The following is a 15,361-nucleotide window of genomic DNA, read 5'->3' as shown; positions in this document are numbered from 1 at the left end:
ATTCTCGGAAATATTTTTATTGGGGGATCATCTAGCTCTATGGCGATTAGAAGCAAATTTTAAAAAGTTCAATAAAATTTTATGAATTACTAAAAATGATAATGTGATTAGGGGGCAGTTTGGTAAAAATGGGCAGCTTACCACTGAAGGAATTTGGTCGAAAAAACATAGGATTGTTCCGATGAGTGAATGTGATATGTCCTTTATAAATTTTTAATTATTATGTATGTGTATGATTTTGCATGGTGAAAGGTTTAACCAGCCAAACATACTCAGCATAAACAACTACCACTTTAATATAACTCATATCTTTTAAAGTAGTAGTTGAAGCAACACCATCTACACCTTTCAATGGTTCGCCCTTACGAAGTGAAATAACATTTTCTGAAAAATCTTGACGAGTTAAGGAATAGATATTTTTCTCAGAAATCTCTAAACTAGCAATGTGAGTAGTAAGTGCACCAGTCTTAGTCCGTGCAAAACTATCCGCTTCTTCTAAATACTTATGAATAAACTCGACCAAAGTACGATGCTTTAGTTCTTTTTTTGGATTGAGCATCATTTCTGGGTTTAATTCGATTTCAGCTTCAGTTCTTTTAATCCACTCATCAGCTAATGATTTTTTGCTGAAAGTTTTTTAAAACTGCATAGGTGGATAGTTTTCACGTTGTAAGCATATTTAGGTACCATAACACAAAGTACCATCTTTATTGACTATCTAGTCGCTGTACCCATGCAAATTGCATCATAAATATTTTGCGGTGCAAATAAAGTGCAACAAATGAGCATTAGAAGTCAATAACAGGCGATTCAAAGAAGTTTAAAGAGGTCACAGAAATTGAGTCAAAACAACGTTATTACAGAATTGTTTGATAAATCAATAGATAAGAAACTTTGGGTCGCACCTATGGCCGGAGTCACAGACCGTCCGTTTAGGACACTGTGCAAATACTTTGGTGCTGGGCATGCGGTAAGTGAAATGATGACCTCTGATCAGACCTTACGTATGACCAAAAAGAGTCTATATCGGGCAAATTTTGATGGTGAATTAGCGCCGATTTCAGCACAAATTGCAGGCTCTGAACCAGATCAGTTGGCTGAAGCAGCACGTTATCAAGTTGCAAATGGTGCGCAAATTGTTGATATCAATATGGGATGCCCAGCAAAAAAAGTCTGTAATAAATTGGCAGGTTCGGCATTGCTGAAAGATGAAGATTTGGTTGCCCGAATTTTAGATGCAGTGGTAAAAGCAGTTGATGTGCCTGTGACGTTAAAAACGCGGTTAGGTTTTTTAAATGGTCATGAGAATATTATCCGTGTGGCGAAACGAGCAGAAGAAGCAGGAATTGCAGCCTTAGCTTTACATGGTCGGACTCGTGAGGATATGTATTTAAATACAGCACGTTATAGTTTGATTAAAGAAGTCAAACAGATGCTCACTATTCCTGTAATTGCCAATGGTGATATCGACAGTCCAGAGAAAGCCAAATATGTATTGGACTATACTGGTGCTGATGCCGTCATGATTGGACGTGCAGCCCAAGGGCGTCCGTGGATTTTTCGTGAAATTGCTCATTATTTAAAAACAGGTGAGTATTTAGCAGCACCAGATATTCAAGAAGTAAAACAAGTTTTACTGGGACATTTGTCTGAACTTTATCAGTTCTATGGTGAATACTCAGGTTGCCGAATTGCACGTAAGCATATTGCTTGGTACACCAAAGGCTTACATTCAAGTAATGAATTCCGTCAAAATATGTACAAAGTGGAAAGCACTGTAGCACAAGCAAAAGTTGTTGAGGCTTACTTTAATCACTTGCTTGAACAAGGCAATACGATGAGTGATGTACAGGTTGAATCGCTAAATTTATTGGATGTGTAATCAATAAGGTGTAATTAGTATGGAAGCGAACTCCCATACTGAATCAACCAATCACCAAATGTTTTTTTAATGCGTCGTTCAAAGGATAAATACGTTGTTTAGGCAAGAGTTTTTCAGCGTGTTTATACTTTCCTAAACGTCGAAATTGCGCCATCTTAGTTACAAGAGGGGTAATATCTTGGATTGAGTGAATCGCAGTGTTGTTAAATGCTTGAATTAAAAAACGACTAATCCCAATTTGAATACTACGCTGTTCAAGCTTAGTTCCCTTTAAATTCCGTTCAGGATCCCACTGAATATGAACTTTGGCATTTTCAAAAGACTCAAACCAGAGTTCGCCATTTTTATGCGCAGAGAGTATCGGGTCTGTATGGATACTTTGCTTGAGTAAATATTCCCAAAAATCACGTTGAATACGGATTGCCAAAATATGATTTTGGTTGGATTTTGTTGCCCAATGACTTCTTTCCATTAGCCATAAAAATGAAGGTTTTATCCATGTCATTCTGTGAAAGGAAAAGAGCGAAACAAACTTTTGTTGTTGTACCGCCAACTGTGCAATTTGTTGGTTATAGGCTTGATAAACTGTAATCGTGTCGCGGTCATATAGCGCACGTATTTGATGATATGCAGACATGATAAATCTCACTTGTATTTTGAAAAGTTGTTAAAAATTTAAAACTTAATCAAATAAGTGGAAAATGATTCACCGATTGGCAAAAAATTTGATTTAACATGAGCATCAAGCTAGCTTTATTGATTTTGTCGCTATTCTAGTCAAAATGGCATTTTTATCAAGCTGATTATATTTTATATACCCACAATGATGGTATTTAAGTCATGAATAAAGATTCTTTCAGAATACTGGCACAATACAATATCTGGGCAACCCAGCGTCTTTGTGAAAGTTTAAAAGTTGTATCCGATGATGATTTTAACAAGGATGTTGGTCTTTACTTTAAAAGCATTGTTGGCACCTTGAATCATCTATTGTTGGGTGAGCATTATCTCTGGTATTCACGCTTTAAGCAGGGGGTATCACCTGCAATTGCATTAAATACAATGATCCAAACCGGAAAAACACTATTACTAGATGAATTACAAAAGAAGTCGAAGAATTGGATTGAGTTTCTAGAGCAGTTAGATGAAAAAACCTTAAATGCAGATTTAACCTATAAACGAGTTTCTGGACAAGAACTGACTTTGCCTTATGCTGCCACACTTATGCATGTTTTTAATCATGGCACTCATCATCGTGGGCAAATTACCGCTGCAATGACAGGATTGGGTTATGCATGCCCTGAATTAGATTTAGTGTATATGTTAGTTGAACAAAGCCAAGCATAATAAGTATAAATAGAAGCTGCTGCAGTTCAGCTTCTATTGACAGCTGAGTTGAGCATTAAGAATGGTTCATTTCCACAACCAACTGATTAACCAGATCTTGAGCTTCTAATTCACGGATCTGTCCAACATTACTTCCAGCCCAGAATGCACCAAAGCCAGTATCACCATGTTGCACCGCGAAAGCATTTAGCTGTTTTGCCAAATCATAGGCATAAGGGTAGGCGGCTACATGTGGACGGTCGGGCTGATCAATCCTCGCTTGCCAATGATTGATGATGCCACGTGCTGGACGACCTGAAATGCTTGAGGTAATTTGAGTGAGTGGATGATCAAATAAGGCCTTGCGATATGCTGGATTGGCGTTTGATGTTTTACATTGCACAAAAGCCGTTCCCAATTGCACGGCATCAGCACCAAGATTTAACATGGCTTTGGCTTGTTGCCCATTCATAATACCGCCTGCTGCAACGACAGGCAGCGAGCTATGTTTTTTGATAAGCGTGACTAGATCTGAGGTTTTAATTGCACCATCAATTTGAGCGTTAAAAATACCGCGATGCCCACCTGCTTCGATACCTTGAGCCACAATAATATCAATCCCAGCTTCTTCAATAGCCAGCGCTTCAGTTAGATTGGTTGCAGAAACCAGAATGATGATACCGGCCTGTTTTAATTTTTGAATTTGATATTGATGCGGGATACCAAAATGAAAACTTACCGCTTTGGGTTGAGTGTCTAAACAGAGGTTTAAAAAATCATCATTATCTTTAAAGCTTGGGTAAATGCATTTTAATTGTGTGGGTGGATTTGCGCCAAATTTTTTAAATTCAGCTGCTAAATGTTGACTCCACAGCGTATTAGATTCAGTGTTTAATGCTGTTGATTCATGACAGAAAAAATTTAATTGAAAAGGACGTGATGTTAACACTTGGGTTTCTTGAATTTGTTGAAGTGCAGAATCTACGGTATTTGCACCAAGCCCTAAAGCGCCTAAAGCCCCTTGATTTGATACTTCTGCAGCCAATAGTGGGGTAGAAACTCCTGCCATTGGTGCAAGTAAGATGGGATGTTTTATCCCTAATTGTTCTAATAAAGACATACTTAAGCTCCTTGAGTTTTAAGTTACTTTGCCCAAGCCAATTGGAATAAGCAAATTATGTTCGGTATTTATTATAAAAATATAATTTAAATACATCTTTAAGGTGTGAGTTATTTTAGACAGGTGGAGATTACATTGGAGTGACTTGAAACAGTGAACCAATCCAGCTTGAGAACGCCATTGCAATAATTCCCCATACTGCCACACGGAAACTACCCTTGAGTATTGATGTACCCGCAAAATAGCTGGATAAAGCACCGAGTATGACCAGCGATAAGATACCTACTACTAAAACAATTTTTTCTAAATATGCTTCGGGGCTAAACAGAATCGACAATGTTGGAAATAAGGCACCTATTGAAAACGATAATGCTGAAGAACCAGCAGCCTGTAATGGTCTTGCTACAGTTGCTTCATTGATCCCAATTTCATCACGTGCATGCGCTTCCAAGGCATCTTTTTCTGTGAGTTGAACAGCTACTTGATGCGCCAATTCGGGATCTAAACCGCGTTGAATATAAATGTGAGTCAGTTCTTTAAGCTCTAAGTGCGGGTTTTTTTCTAATTCACGAGCTTCGACTTTTAAATCCGCTGCTTCGATATCTGATTGGGATTTAACGGAGATATATTCACCAGCGGCCATTGAGGTTGCACCTGAAATCAATCCCGCAATACAGGTAATCAATAGCGTGTGACTAGACGCACCACTTGCTGCCATTCCCATCACTAAACTGGTCACAGAAATGATGCCATCATTTGCACCTAAGACTGCTGCCCTTAACCAGCCTGTACGTTGTATAAAATGCTGTTCTAGGTGATGAGAATGTGGCATAAACAAAACTCCAAGTAACTGAAAGCTGATTCATTGATAATCTAAATATATGACAAATATAAAAAAGCTCCTATATTTAGGAGCTTTTTTTCAGATTAAAACTATTGGCTCGCTTTTTCTTTAACGTCCGCAGCACCTTTTTCAACAGCACCAGCTGCAGTTGCAGTGGCATCTTTAGCAGCATCAACAGTTGCATCGGCAGCATGTGCTGTTGCATCAGCGGCATGATCTACAGCAGTCGCAGTTGCATTTGCTGCATTATCCGCAGCTTTAGCAGTTGCATCAGCTGCATTTTGCGCTGCATGTTCTGCATCATGTTTTGCTTGTTCTACCGCATTTGCAGCATGTTCACCTGCGGTCGCCCCTGTTTCTGGAGCTTTATCTTTATTACAACCAACAAGTGCAATCGTTGCAATCAGACCAAGAGAGAGTAGAAGTTTATTCATTGTCTTGTACCTTTTTTGAATTAATTTTTGGCATCCAGCAGTTGGATGAAATAAATATAAACACAAAAAATAACCAAATCAAAAAATAAAATGTAAAGTTTTTATAAGATCAATTTATCTTATATCAAATAATAGTGCACAAATCTGGTTTTAATAAAAGCTTCATATAATATCAATAGACTCACTTTATATTTGAACTTCCAGTATCAATAAAATAACCAATGATAAAAAGTAAGTTTTTTAATACTGTATTGTTAAAATTAAATCAAGATAAGGTTTAAGATCCACTCAATTTATGATATTAGTTATTGGAAAGTGACCTTGTTGAAAAAAATCTGACAATTTGAAGCTTTGTGGCACAATATTAGTGCTCAAAAAATTAAATTAAAAGTGAAAAAACATGTTTACAAGCCAATAAAAACAGATAGAATTGAATGTAAAATGTGAAGTATATCAAATAATTCTGTTACTGGAGAAAGTCTGAAAAACCTGTGTTTTCGGCTTTTGAAAATGCTGAATTTACAAATTAATTTATGGGGCTTTCTTGAATATGCTTGACCTAAACACATCTCGAAAAGTACCTGATGATTTTGTAGCATATGCTGAAAAACAAATCAGGCAGCTTTTGAACTCTGTCAGTGGTGTCGAGTTCATCATGTTGTGTACTTCTGATGGGTTTGAAATTGCTTTAGTCAACAAGAAAAATATTAGCAATTCTGGAAAGATTGCCGCAGTGAGTAGTTCGATTTTGGCCCTAGTGACTGCATTTGTTTCAGAAATCAATCTCGTTGGATGTCAAACAATTACCCTTGATGCTGAGAACGGAAAAGCACTTTTGACAGCCATTCCTCACCCAAAGCATCCACTGGTTTTAGTGGCGATGACCAACAAAGATATTTTATTGGGACAGATGCTCTATGAGCTCAAATCTACCTCAGAATTACTTATGAGAAATATATAGATAAGCCATTGTAGAAAATGTAACATAAGTTGCATTTTTTTTGAAAAAAGAGATCTGTACTGGATTTTTTCTCTCTGGTATTTGTTGGATTTTTTTGAAAGTTTTAAATAGTCAAATTAGTCATTTATTTTTTAAATTTCTATTGAATAGTTAATATTTTTTATGCTATTAAAATGAGTGTGGGAAATAATTAATTAAAATTGATTATCAAATAAAATTAAATGGGTATTCAAAAAAAGAATACTAATTTATCCATGTTAGTTAGGAATGAATATTTTTAGCTAAATAGTAAAGTGTTTTAGTAAAGCAAAATAAAAATTGAATTACTAAAGCGAACAACAATGTTGAAAGAAACGGGGATGCTCATGGCTCGTATTACACTAGATCAATTAACTGATATCGATGGTTTCGTTTGTGCTGCATTAGTAGATAGCGAAAGTGGTTTATCTTTAGCGACTGCAGGTGCAGGTTTAGACTTAGAATTAGCAGCAGCAGGTAATACTGAAGTTGTTCGTGCTAAGCGTAAAGTAGCAAAAGCACTGAAATTAGATGATGTAATTGAAGATATTTTAATTACATTAGGTAAACAGTATCATTTGATTCGTCCACTTGATTCAAATGAAAACTTGTTCCTTTATCTTGTTTTAGATCGTTCTAAATCAAACTTAGCAATGGCTCGCCACGAGTTAAAAGCATTTGAAAAAGGCTTAGACTTTTCTTAATTTAAAAATTGAAAAGCATAAAAAACTCGTCTACGGACGAGTTTTTTCTTTGGCTATCCTGTATAACATAGATATCGTATTTAGAGTGTTGAGTGTAGATGTTAAAAGCTGGAATTTATAAACATTATAAAGGTAATTTATACCAAGTCTTTCATGTCGCAACACACAGTGAAACCCGTGAAAAAGTTGTGGTTTACCAATGTTTATATGATGATTATTCAATCTGGGTTCGACCTTATGAAATGTTTTGTGAGCAAGTCACATTAGAAAATGGTCAAGTCCAAGCGAGATTTGAATTTTTACATGAGGTTTGAATTGTACTTGCTAGATTTTACCGAATGATAAAGTCACGAAATAAACCGTAACGATGTAACTTGTCAAAAGCTATATATTGTCATAGCAATGACGTAAATGATTGAAATAATAACAATGATAGTGAAAAGGAAGATCTAAACATGAGTTTAAGTAACCCATTTTTGCAACGATTGAATGAACTATATCAATCCTTTATTAAGTTTGATGCTACACAGTGTGATCGTATTAAACGCTATCGAAATATCGAACCTGAATCAGCATTGTTTTTAGCCATGCAAGTGAGAATTCAGCAGTCTAAGAAAATTTTAGAGATCGGGACATCAACAGGTTACTCTACATTGTGGCTTGCGGATGCAGCCAAAGTGACAGGTGCCAAGGTGACAACGCTTGAGATCGATGAAAAAAGAACTCAGCAAGCGCAACTGCATGCTCAAGAGTTACACGTTGATGACGTGATCGATTTTTGGGTAGGGGATGCGCAAAAATACTTAGAACAGTGTCAGGAACAATATGACTTTATTCTACTTGATGCTGAACGCAATGCTTATTTAAATTACTGGGTATATTTACAGAAGATGCTTGTAGAGCATGGTGGGGTACTGATTGTAGATAATGTGATATCACATGCTGCTGAAGTAAAGAGCTTTATCACGGAAGTTAAACGAGATGAAAGGTTTATGACCACAACCTTGTCGATTGGGTCTGGTCTGTTTGTGGTGACATTTAAAAACTAACCGAGTTTTACATCAGGGAGAAATCTCCCTGACTTTGCTCTAAAGACACAGTTCTAAAAACTATAAAATTGAAAGTCGCTTAAAATGTAAATCGTATTCTAGGTATTTATGCACGAATGCTGTTTTATCACTACATCGTAGTAAATTATTGTATATAAATTCTGGGACAGGATGGTAAAGTTCACCAGAACCATTGTTATAAAAAATTTTTAAATACCGTGAAGAAGCATTGTACTTCCAAGAAGTCACGGTAATCATTGATCCCATAAGCAACCCCTTAAACTTTTGATTGTTTTACAGAAAAATATATTCTGTATCTTTTGAAATTAGTCTATTCACTTGAAGAAATGTATAGTGGTTTTGTAAATAAAGCTGTTTATATTTTGCTAAAGATATTCATATTTTGACATTACAGATTTTGGGCAAGATAAACACTTAAAAAATCATCAGTAAATGAGAAAATTGCTATTTTATTTTAGTCATTAAGAGGTGGATCATGATTCTTGCAATAGACGTTGCCTATACAGATAACTCTGCACAAGTTGCTGGTGTAGTATTTGAGTCTTGGGGGAGTTCAGTTGTATTGAATCATTACCTTATCACCATCAAACCAATTGCTGACTATGAATCAGGTCAATTTTATAAACGTGAATTACCGTGTATTTTAACGTTATTGGATTTGGTGAAAGAACCCATCGATATGATTGTGATTGATGGCTATGTCTATTTAGGCACTGAACAAACAGCAGGTTTAGGACAGCACTTATATGCTGCCTTAGCTGATAAAACCCCTGTGATTGGGGTGGCTAAAAATGAATTTAGAGGAACACCAAAGGAATTTGAAATTTTACGTGGACAAAGTGTTAAGCCATTATACGTCTCTGCCATCGGAATAGAATTAGTGCAAGCGAAACATAATGTACAGTCCATGTACGGGAAATACCGTATTCCTGAGCTACTCAAGCAAGTTGATCATTTAAGCAGAACAACGCAAAAATAATTTTTTGTTATCCTATATTTAGTGGTTTAAATGTATTATCAATTGACTCATATTTTATTTTCTATAGAACAATATTTTATAAATTTAAGGAGAAACATCGATGGATCAGTCAGCGGCTCGTCAAAAAAATTCCATTAACTATATTGAATTTAAGGTGAAAGACGTCGTACAAAGCAAAAGGTTTTATCAAAACTTAGGCTGGACTTTTACCGACTTTGGTCCTGAATATTGTGAGTTTGATTCAGGGGAGATAAAAGGGGGCTTTGCTCAGTCTGATGATGTGCAAAGTTCTGGTGGTGCATTAATTGTTTTGTTTAGTGCTCAGTTAGAACAAAGCTTAGTGTGTGTGAAAGAGGCGGGTGCAACCATCGTACAAGAGATTTTTAGTTTTCCTGGTGGACGTCGTTTTCATTTTAAAGATTTAGATGGATATGAAATTGCAATTTGGTCGCATTAAATAAAAATCTACAAACACAAAAACCTATACATAAAATCTAATGCAAAAAAACCACGCTAAAAAGCGTGGTTTTTTTATGTGTTGAGGGTCTGTTGATATTTCATAAATGGCTTGCGTTGTAGGTTAAAATTGAGCAGGCAAGGCATGAAACGAAGAGAATAGCGAGACTATTTTCGAGTTTCATAACGGAGGCTGAGATAATTTTAGCCACAACCCTTCGGGACTAGCGTGTTTTTTGCCGTTACGTCGTTACGAACTACTTATTTAGAATGACTAAATTTCGTATTTCGCGCCTAGTATCGCCTAAAAAACACACGTTGTCGCAAACATAGACGAATTGTCAACAGACCCTAATCTAATTCAAGAATTAGATTTTACCAACTAAGTCGATTGAAGGTGCAAGAGTTGCATCGCCCTCTTTCCATTTAGCTGGGCAAACTTCTCCAGGATGACCGTGAACGTATTGAGCTGCTTTAACTTTACGAAGAAGTTCAGAAGCATCACGACCAATACCACCAGCATTGATTTCGATGATTTGGATTTTACCTTCAGGATCGATAACGAAAGTACCACGGTCAGCAAGACCAGCAGATTCGATTAAAACTTCGAAGTTTTTAGCAAGAACCCAAGTTGGGTCGCCAACCATTACATATTCAATTTTTTTGATTTCTTCAGAAGAATCGTGCCAAGCTTTGTGCGTGAAGTGTGTATCTGTAGAAACAGAGTAGATTTCAACGCCTAATTTTTTAAATTCAGCATAGTTGTCAGCAAGGTCACCAAGTTCTGTTGGGCAAACAAAAGTGAAGTCAGCTGGATAGAAGAAAACTACAGACCATTTACCTTTAAGATCGGCTTCTGTAACTTCGATGAATTGGCCGTTTTGGAAAGCTTGTGCTTTAAAAGGTTTAACTTCAGTATTAATTAAGCTCATCATTATCTCCATGATTGAGGTGTTTATCTAATATTTAACTAGAATAATGAATTTTAGATTATTGGGGAAATAGTATTTTTTTATCGCTAAGATCGGAAAATCAAATTAGCGTGCTCCAGATACATTTCACCAAAAACCGTTGTTTTGTCAGTATTTCATCAACTAAAGCAAATAAAGATGATGTTTGAATGACAAAGCATCCTTTTTTAATCTGTTACAAACATGATGCTTCTGGGGCTATATTTCAAGGGCGATTTCTAAAAAAGATATAAAATTTATTTCAAAGTATAGAATTTGTTCATATAAGATAAATTGAATTTTAACTACATCACATTTCAATGTTGTACAGCGAGCAAATGATACGGGTGGCTGCTGTTTTGTACTTAAGCATCACTTCAAGCAGCCTGATTGATGTAGATCATACAGCAATAGATTTAGGTCTATATGAATATTTGCAGCCACAGACAGTTGCTTAGTTGAGTGAGCTTTAGCAGCTTTTAAATATTATTTTTATAATACATGTATAACGCAAACGTGAATTCACTTTGATTGGACTATCTCTCCTGTGCTTTACAGCGTAAAATATTCCGTTCAATTTTAAGTATTAGGATAATGCATCTGTGCCAAATCAGTTAAATGTCGATCAATGGGTTATGGTACGAGATCGCCATCGTTTAAATCGACTGAAAAAAGGAAAAGATGCTCATCCTGAAAAATTCCAAGAACTGTTTGAGAAATCAAACCATCAAGTCAAAAAAAGATTAGCCAGTCTACCGACAATCAAACTCAATCAGGATCTACCGGTTACCCAGTATGCAGATAAACTGATTGAAGCGATTCAAAAGCATCAGATTATTATTGTTGCAGGGGAAACGGGTTCTGGTAAAACCACACAATTACCACAGATCGCAATGCTTGCAGGTCGTGGTTTAACTGGGATGATTGGTCATACTCAGCCTCGACGTCTGGCAGCACGAAGTGTATCGCAACGTATTGCTGAAGAAGTTGGTGAAAAGCTGGGTGAAAGCATCAGTTTTAAAGTGCGTTTTAATGAGCAAGGATCAAATGATTCGATCGTTCGCTTAATGACGGACGGTATTCTTCTTGCTGAACTTTCTAATGATCGTTATTTAAATAAATATGACACGATTATTATTGATGAAGCGCATGAACGTTCATTAAACATTGATTTCATCATGGGTTACCTGAAGCAACTGGTAAAAAAGCGTCCTGATTTAAAAATCATTATTACTTCAGCGACATTAGATGTGAATCGCTTTAGCGAATATTTTAATGGCGCACCGATTTTTGAAGTGGAAGGACGTAGCTTTCCAGTAGAACTGCGTTATCGTCCGATTTCTGAGATGACGATCGGCGGCAGTGATGATGATGACTTTGATGATTTTGAAGAAAATTTACCACGTGCGGTGGTACAAGCTGTAGAAGAATGTTTTAAGGATGCTGAATCTAAGGGGCATCCTGAACATGCGGATATTCTTATTTTTTCAAGCACTGAACAAGAAATTCGAGAACTACAAGAGACCTTACAAAAATTTGGTCCTAAACATACGCAAATTTTACCTTTATATGCACGTTTAGCTTTGGCAGAGCAGCAGAAAATCTTTAATCCTTCTGGTGGTGGGCGACGTATTATCATCGCGACCAACGTTGCTGAAACAGCATTGACTGTACCGAATATTCGTTATGTGATCGACAGTGGCTTTGCGCGTATTTCTCGCTATAACTATCGTTCACGGGTACAGCGTTTACCAATTGAAGCGATTTCTCAAGCTGCTGCAAACCAGCGTAAAGGACGATGTGGTCGTATTGCACCAGGTGTTTGCATTCGCTTATACAGTGAAGATGATTTTCAAAGTCGTCCAGATTTTACTGAACCCGAAATTAAACGGACCAATTTAGCATCAGTTATTTTACAGATGCAAAGTCTGGGTTTAGGTGCTGTAGAAGATTTTGATTTTATTGAGCCGCCAGACCATCGTTTGGTCAATGATGGGCGTAAGTTGCTGATTGAATTAGGTGCTATCCATGAAGTGCAAAATTCAAATAATCTTCCTCAAGCGGTTGCACAAAGTGAAAGTGCGGTTTCCCAACAGGGAGTAGTAGATGGTGCTAAAGCAAAAAAACTTGCTCAAACTGCTACTAAAAAAGCCGAACTTCAAAACAACAGTTTAACCAAAATCGGTCTACAAATGGCAAAAATGCCAATAGACCCACGCCTTGCACGGATGATTCTCGGTGGTGCTCATTTTGGGGTGCTGAATGAAGTTTTGATTATTGTTGCGGCGCTTGCAGTACAAGATCCACGCGAGCGTCCTGCTGATAAGCAAATGCAGGCGGATCAAAAACATGCATTATTTAAAGAAGCGGATTCAGATTTTCTATTTTATATTAAACTGTGGAATACACTGACTGAAAATCGTGAAACTTTGAGTGAAAGCAAAAGACGTAATTTTGCTAAACAGCATTTTCTTAGCTGGTTACGTTTACGTGAGTGGAAGAAAACTCATGAACAATTACTGGATTTAGCACAGGGCTTAAAACTTTCATTCAATGAAAAGACAGCCAGTTATGAAAATTTACATCGTGCTTTATTGACAGGATTATTGTCCTTTATTGCCAATAAAACTGACGAACGTAATATTTTCATGGCAGTTCGTCAGCAAAAAGCCCGAATTTTTCCTGCATCGACCTTACATAAAACCAATACCCCATGGGTAATGGCATTTGAAATGGTCGAAACCTCACAGGTGTATTTACGTACACTGGCAAAAATTGAGCCTGAGTGGATTCTTTTAGCTGCGCCTAACTTATTAAAACATCATTATTTTGAGCCACATTGGGCGAAAAAACCGGGTGTGGTCAATGCTTATGATCAGATTTCATTATTTGGGCTGATCATTGAACCGAAACGCGCCACCAATTATGAAAAAGTGGATCAGTTGGCTGCGCATGAAATTTTCTTAAGAGATGCACTAACCACAGGAAACTTGGGAACAACGCCACCATTCTTAAAACACAACCTATTAAAGCTTGAAGAAGTCGAGCGTGTGGAAGACAAACTGCGTCGTCGTGATTTGGTTGTCGATGAAGAAACCATTTATCAGTTTTATGCCGCAAAAGTGCCTACTGAAATTGCCAGTCGTCGTAGTTTTGAAGATTGGCGAGCAACAGTAGAACCGCAGAATCCTCGTTATCTGTTTGTTGATGATGATGATTTATGGATGAATGACCGTCCGACCACGCAACAATTTCCAGATTATTTACATAATGGACAATTACGTTTAGCTGCCAGCTATCGTTTTGATCCAAGTCATGATGAAGATGGCGCAACAGTAAAAATTCCGGTACAAGCCTTAGCGCAAGTTGATGAAAATATTTGGTCTTGGGGGATTCCGGGCTGGCGTTTGGATTTAATCGAAGCGTTATTAAAAGCCTTACCAAAAGATAAACGTCGTAATTTGGTGCCGATCCCAGATACAGCCAATAAATTGATCAAAGCAGTCGATGCGCAACATTTGCATCAGCATATTTTTGAGTTTTTGGCATTTCAATTACGTGGTGAACAAATTACCAGTAAAGATTTTTCTTTTGAACGTATTGATCAGTACTTAATTCCATTTATCAAAGTAATTGATGAAAAAGGCCGCGTGATTGAAAAAGGTCGTGATCTTGCCGAACTTAAAGCACGTTGTCGTACTGAAACACACAGTCCGGTCAAACAGTTAAAAGGTGAGTTTACTACTTTCCCTGAAAGCTTTGTATTTGAGGCCTCTCAGAAAGTAACCGGGGTTGTGGTTAAACAATATCAGGCACTGGTCCCAAGCAAAGACTTTGCTAAGTTAGAGTTGAAAGATGACTCTGGTATTGTGATTCAGACTTTTAATGATCAAAGTGAAGCGATTAAGCAGCATCGTGAAGGCGTAATTCGTTTGATTCATATGCAATTGGGGGATTTGATCCGTCAATTGAAAAAGCAAATTTCCAAGCCACTGGCATTGGCATATTCACCTTTGGGTGATAAAGCACAACTTGAGCAAATGTTGGTGTACGCAACATTACAAATGGCAATTCAAGATTTACCCATTAATGCTGAAGAATTTGCGATAGTCATGGCTGATGTGAAAAAGTCATTTTTAAGTCATGGTCAGGAAGCATTAAAGCTGATCAGTGAAATTTATATTCAATGGCAGGAAATACGTCAGCAATTGCTGATGTTGGATCAAGACGTATTTGCTAAAAATATGAATGATATTGAAGATCAACTGGATTTAATGAACTTATCCAATTTTGTTTATTCAAAATCTTCCGATATTTGGCAGGAATATCCACGTTATTTAAAAGCATTGTTATTGCGTTTAGATCGATTGCCGAATAATCTAAATCGTGATGATGCTGCAATTAAAGAAGTAGATCCTTGGATGGATAAACTGTTTAAGTTTAAGTCGGATGTTCGTGTTAAAGAAGTCTACTTCATGGTTGAGGAACTACGTATTTCATTATTTTCTCAACCGATGAAAACCAAGATGCCGATTTCGTCAACCAGAATACAAAAAGTATGGGAAAAGCTTGGAATCGGTTAGAATAGAAATAATTTGAAATATTTGTGAATTTAAA

The 15,361-nt window shown here is 36.9% G+C and carries 16 protein-coding genes; 9 read left to right on the top strand and 7 right to left on the bottom strand.

Annotated elements, in window-relative coordinates:
- Nucleotides 1-220: 220 nt before the first annotated feature.
- Nucleotides 221-562: a hypothetical protein gene (locus GJV03_RS18325; RefSeq protein WP_154130774.1), complete on the bottom strand. Its 342-nt coding sequence runs from the start codon at nt 560-562 to the stop codon at nt 221-223.
- Between the two features lie 303 nt (nt 563-865).
- Here GJV03_RS18325 and dusB point away from each other — a divergent pair, with 303 nt between their 5' ends.
- A complete protein-coding gene (gene dusB, locus GJV03_RS18320) occupies nt 866-1,882 on the top strand; it encodes a tRNA dihydrouridine synthase DusB (RefSeq protein ID WP_289845653.1) in 1,017 nt (338 codons plus the stop codon).
- 43 nt (nt 1,883-1,925) lie between these two features.
- Here the strand turns inward: dusB and GJV03_RS18315 are convergent, their stop codons facing one another.
- Entirely contained in the window at nt 1,926-2,519 is a 594-nt protein-coding gene (locus tag GJV03_RS18315; protein ID WP_154130772.1) for a DUF4291 domain-containing protein, read from the bottom strand.
- Nucleotides 2,520-2,722: 203 nt separating this feature from the next.
- Between GJV03_RS18315 and GJV03_RS18310 the strand changes: the two genes are divergently transcribed.
- Nucleotides 2,723-3,229 carry a DinB family protein gene (locus GJV03_RS18310; RefSeq protein ID WP_154130771.1) on the top strand — a complete coding sequence of 169 codons (507 nt, stop codon included), beginning with the start codon at nt 2,723-2,725 and terminating at the stop codon, nt 3,227-3,229.
- A gap of 55 nt (nt 3,230-3,284) precedes the next feature.
- Here GJV03_RS18310 and GJV03_RS18305 read toward each other — a convergent pair whose 3' ends face one another.
- The 3 genes from GJV03_RS18305 to GJV03_RS18295 form a co-directional block, all read right to left on the bottom strand.
- The gene (locus GJV03_RS18305; RefSeq protein WP_154130770.1) at nt 3,285-4,328 is read right to left on the bottom strand and encodes a nitronate monooxygenase; all 1,044 of its coding nucleotides are present in this window, start codon (nt 4,326-4,328) and stop codon (nt 3,285-3,287) included.
- 130 nt (nt 4,329-4,458) lie between these two features.
- On the bottom strand, nt 4,459-5,160 hold the full coding sequence (locus GJV03_RS18300; RefSeq protein WP_151958027.1) for a VIT family protein: 702 nt from the start codon (nt 5,158-5,160) through the stop codon (nt 4,459-4,461).
- Nucleotides 5,161-5,261: 101 nt separating this feature from the next.
- On the bottom strand, nt 5,262-5,606 hold the full coding sequence (locus GJV03_RS18295) for a hypothetical protein (protein WP_004721836.1): 345 nt from the start codon (nt 5,604-5,606) through the stop codon (nt 5,262-5,264).
- Between the two features lie 550 nt (nt 5,607-6,156).
- On the opposite strand from GJV03_RS18295, the gene GJV03_RS18290 reads away from it, so the two are divergent.
- The 4 genes from GJV03_RS18290 to GJV03_RS18275 all read left to right on the top strand — a co-directional run bounded on the left by GJV03_RS18290 (nt 6,157) and on the right by GJV03_RS18275 (nt 8,338).
- Nucleotides 6,157-6,567, top strand: a complete 411-nt coding sequence (locus GJV03_RS18290; RefSeq protein ID WP_004721835.1) for a hypothetical protein — start codon at nt 6,157-6,159, stop codon at nt 6,565-6,567.
- Between the two features lie 365 nt (nt 6,568-6,932).
- Complete coding sequence (locus GJV03_RS18285; RefSeq protein WP_004721834.1) at nt 6,933-7,289, top strand: hypothetical protein; 357 nt, start codon at nt 6,933-6,935, stop codon at nt 7,287-7,289.
- Between the two features lie 98 nt (nt 7,290-7,387).
- On the top strand, nt 7,388-7,603 hold the full coding sequence (locus GJV03_RS18280) for a DUF1653 domain-containing protein (protein WP_004820203.1): 216 nt from the start codon (nt 7,388-7,390) through the stop codon (nt 7,601-7,603).
- Between the two features lie 141 nt (nt 7,604-7,744).
- Complete coding sequence (locus GJV03_RS18275; RefSeq protein ID WP_056515963.1) at nt 7,745-8,338, top strand: class I SAM-dependent methyltransferase; 594 nt, start codon at nt 7,745-7,747, stop codon at nt 8,336-8,338.
- Nucleotides 8,339-8,398: 60 nt separating this feature from the next.
- Here GJV03_RS18275 and GJV03_RS18270 read toward each other — a convergent pair whose 3' ends face one another.
- Nucleotides 8,399-8,605, bottom strand: coding sequence for a KTSC domain-containing protein (locus GJV03_RS18270; protein WP_004721830.1), 207 nt, complete (start codon nt 8,603-8,605; stop codon nt 8,399-8,401).
- Between the two features lie 229 nt (nt 8,606-8,834).
- Between GJV03_RS18270 and GJV03_RS18265 the strand changes: the two genes are divergently transcribed.
- Together GJV03_RS18265 and GJV03_RS18260 are read left to right on the top strand one after the other, a co-directional pair.
- Nucleotides 8,835-9,338, top strand: a complete 504-nt coding sequence (locus tag GJV03_RS18265; RefSeq protein ID WP_004721827.1) for an endonuclease V — start codon at nt 8,835-8,837, stop codon at nt 9,336-9,338.
- Between the two features lie 100 nt (nt 9,339-9,438).
- On the top strand, nt 9,439-9,795 hold the full coding sequence (locus GJV03_RS18260) for a VOC family protein (RefSeq protein WP_154130769.1): 357 nt from the start codon (nt 9,439-9,441) through the stop codon (nt 9,793-9,795).
- A gap of 367 nt (nt 9,796-10,162) precedes the next feature.
- Here GJV03_RS18260 and ahpC read toward each other — a convergent pair whose 3' ends face one another.
- Nucleotides 10,163-10,726, bottom strand: a complete 564-nt coding sequence (gene ahpC, locus GJV03_RS18255) for an alkyl hydroperoxide reductase subunit C (RefSeq protein ID WP_004721823.1) — start codon at nt 10,724-10,726, stop codon at nt 10,163-10,165.
- 620 nt (nt 10,727-11,346) lie between these two features.
- Here ahpC and GJV03_RS18250 point away from each other — a divergent pair.
- Nucleotides 11,347-15,327, top strand: coding sequence for a DUF3418 domain-containing protein (locus GJV03_RS18250; protein ID WP_354666871.1), 3,981 nt, complete (start codon nt 11,347-11,349; stop codon nt 15,325-15,327).
- Nucleotides 15,328-15,361 lie beyond the last annotated feature (34 nt).

The sequence above is a fragment of the Acinetobacter sp. RIT698 genome (genome assembly GCF_009668065.1).
Lineage (GTDB): Bacteria > Pseudomonadota > Gammaproteobacteria > Pseudomonadales > Moraxellaceae > Acinetobacter > Acinetobacter guillouiae.
Note: the sequence above shows the minus strand (reverse complement) of the source record. Positions and strands in the feature narration are given on the sequence as shown.

What these genes read in the sequence shown, in the direction of transcription:
- GJV03_RS18325 (WP_154130774.1), bottom strand. Translation starts at nt 562, where the DNA reads ATGATGCTCAATCCAAAAAAAGAACTAAAGCATCGTACTTTGGTCGAG.
- GJV03_RS18315 (WP_154130772.1), bottom strand. Translation starts at nt 2,519, where the DNA reads ATGTCTGCATATCATCAAATACGTGCGCTATATGACCGCGACACGATT.
- GJV03_RS18310 (WP_154130771.1), top strand. Translation starts at nt 2,723, where the DNA reads ATGAATAAAGATTCTTTCAGAATACTGGCACAATACAATATCTGGGCA.
- GJV03_RS18305 (WP_154130770.1), bottom strand. Translation starts at nt 4,328, where the DNA reads ATGTCTTTATTAGAACAATTAGGGATAAAACATCCCATCTTACTTGCA.
- GJV03_RS18300 (WP_151958027.1), bottom strand. Translation starts at nt 5,160, where the DNA reads ATGCCACATTCTCATCACCTAGAACAGCATTTTATACAACGTACAGGC.
- GJV03_RS18295 (WP_004721836.1), bottom strand. Translation starts at nt 5,606, where the DNA reads ATGAATAAACTTCTACTCTCTCTTGGTCTGATTGCAACGATTGCACTT.
- GJV03_RS18290 (WP_004721835.1), top strand. Translation starts at nt 6,157, where the DNA reads ATGCTTGACCTAAACACATCTCGAAAAGTACCTGATGATTTTGTAGCA.
- GJV03_RS18285 (WP_004721834.1), top strand. Translation starts at nt 6,933, where the DNA reads ATGGCTCGTATTACACTAGATCAATTAACTGATATCGATGGTTTCGTT.
- GJV03_RS18280 (WP_004820203.1), top strand. Translation starts at nt 7,388, where the DNA reads ATGTTAAAAGCTGGAATTTATAAACATTATAAAGGTAATTTATACCAA.
- GJV03_RS18275 (WP_056515963.1), top strand. Translation starts at nt 7,745, where the DNA reads ATGAGTTTAAGTAACCCATTTTTGCAACGATTGAATGAACTATATCAA.
- GJV03_RS18270 (WP_004721830.1), bottom strand. Translation starts at nt 8,605, where the DNA reads ATGGGATCAATGATTACCGTGACTTCTTGGAAGTACAATGCTTCTTCA.
- GJV03_RS18265 (WP_004721827.1), top strand. Translation starts at nt 8,835, where the DNA reads ATGATTCTTGCAATAGACGTTGCCTATACAGATAACTCTGCACAAGTT.
- GJV03_RS18260 (WP_154130769.1), top strand. Translation starts at nt 9,439, where the DNA reads ATGGATCAGTCAGCGGCTCGTCAAAAAAATTCCATTAACTATATTGAA.
- ahpC (WP_004721823.1), bottom strand. Translation starts at nt 10,726, where the DNA reads ATGAGCTTAATTAATACTGAAGTTAAACCTTTTAAAGCACAAGCTTTC.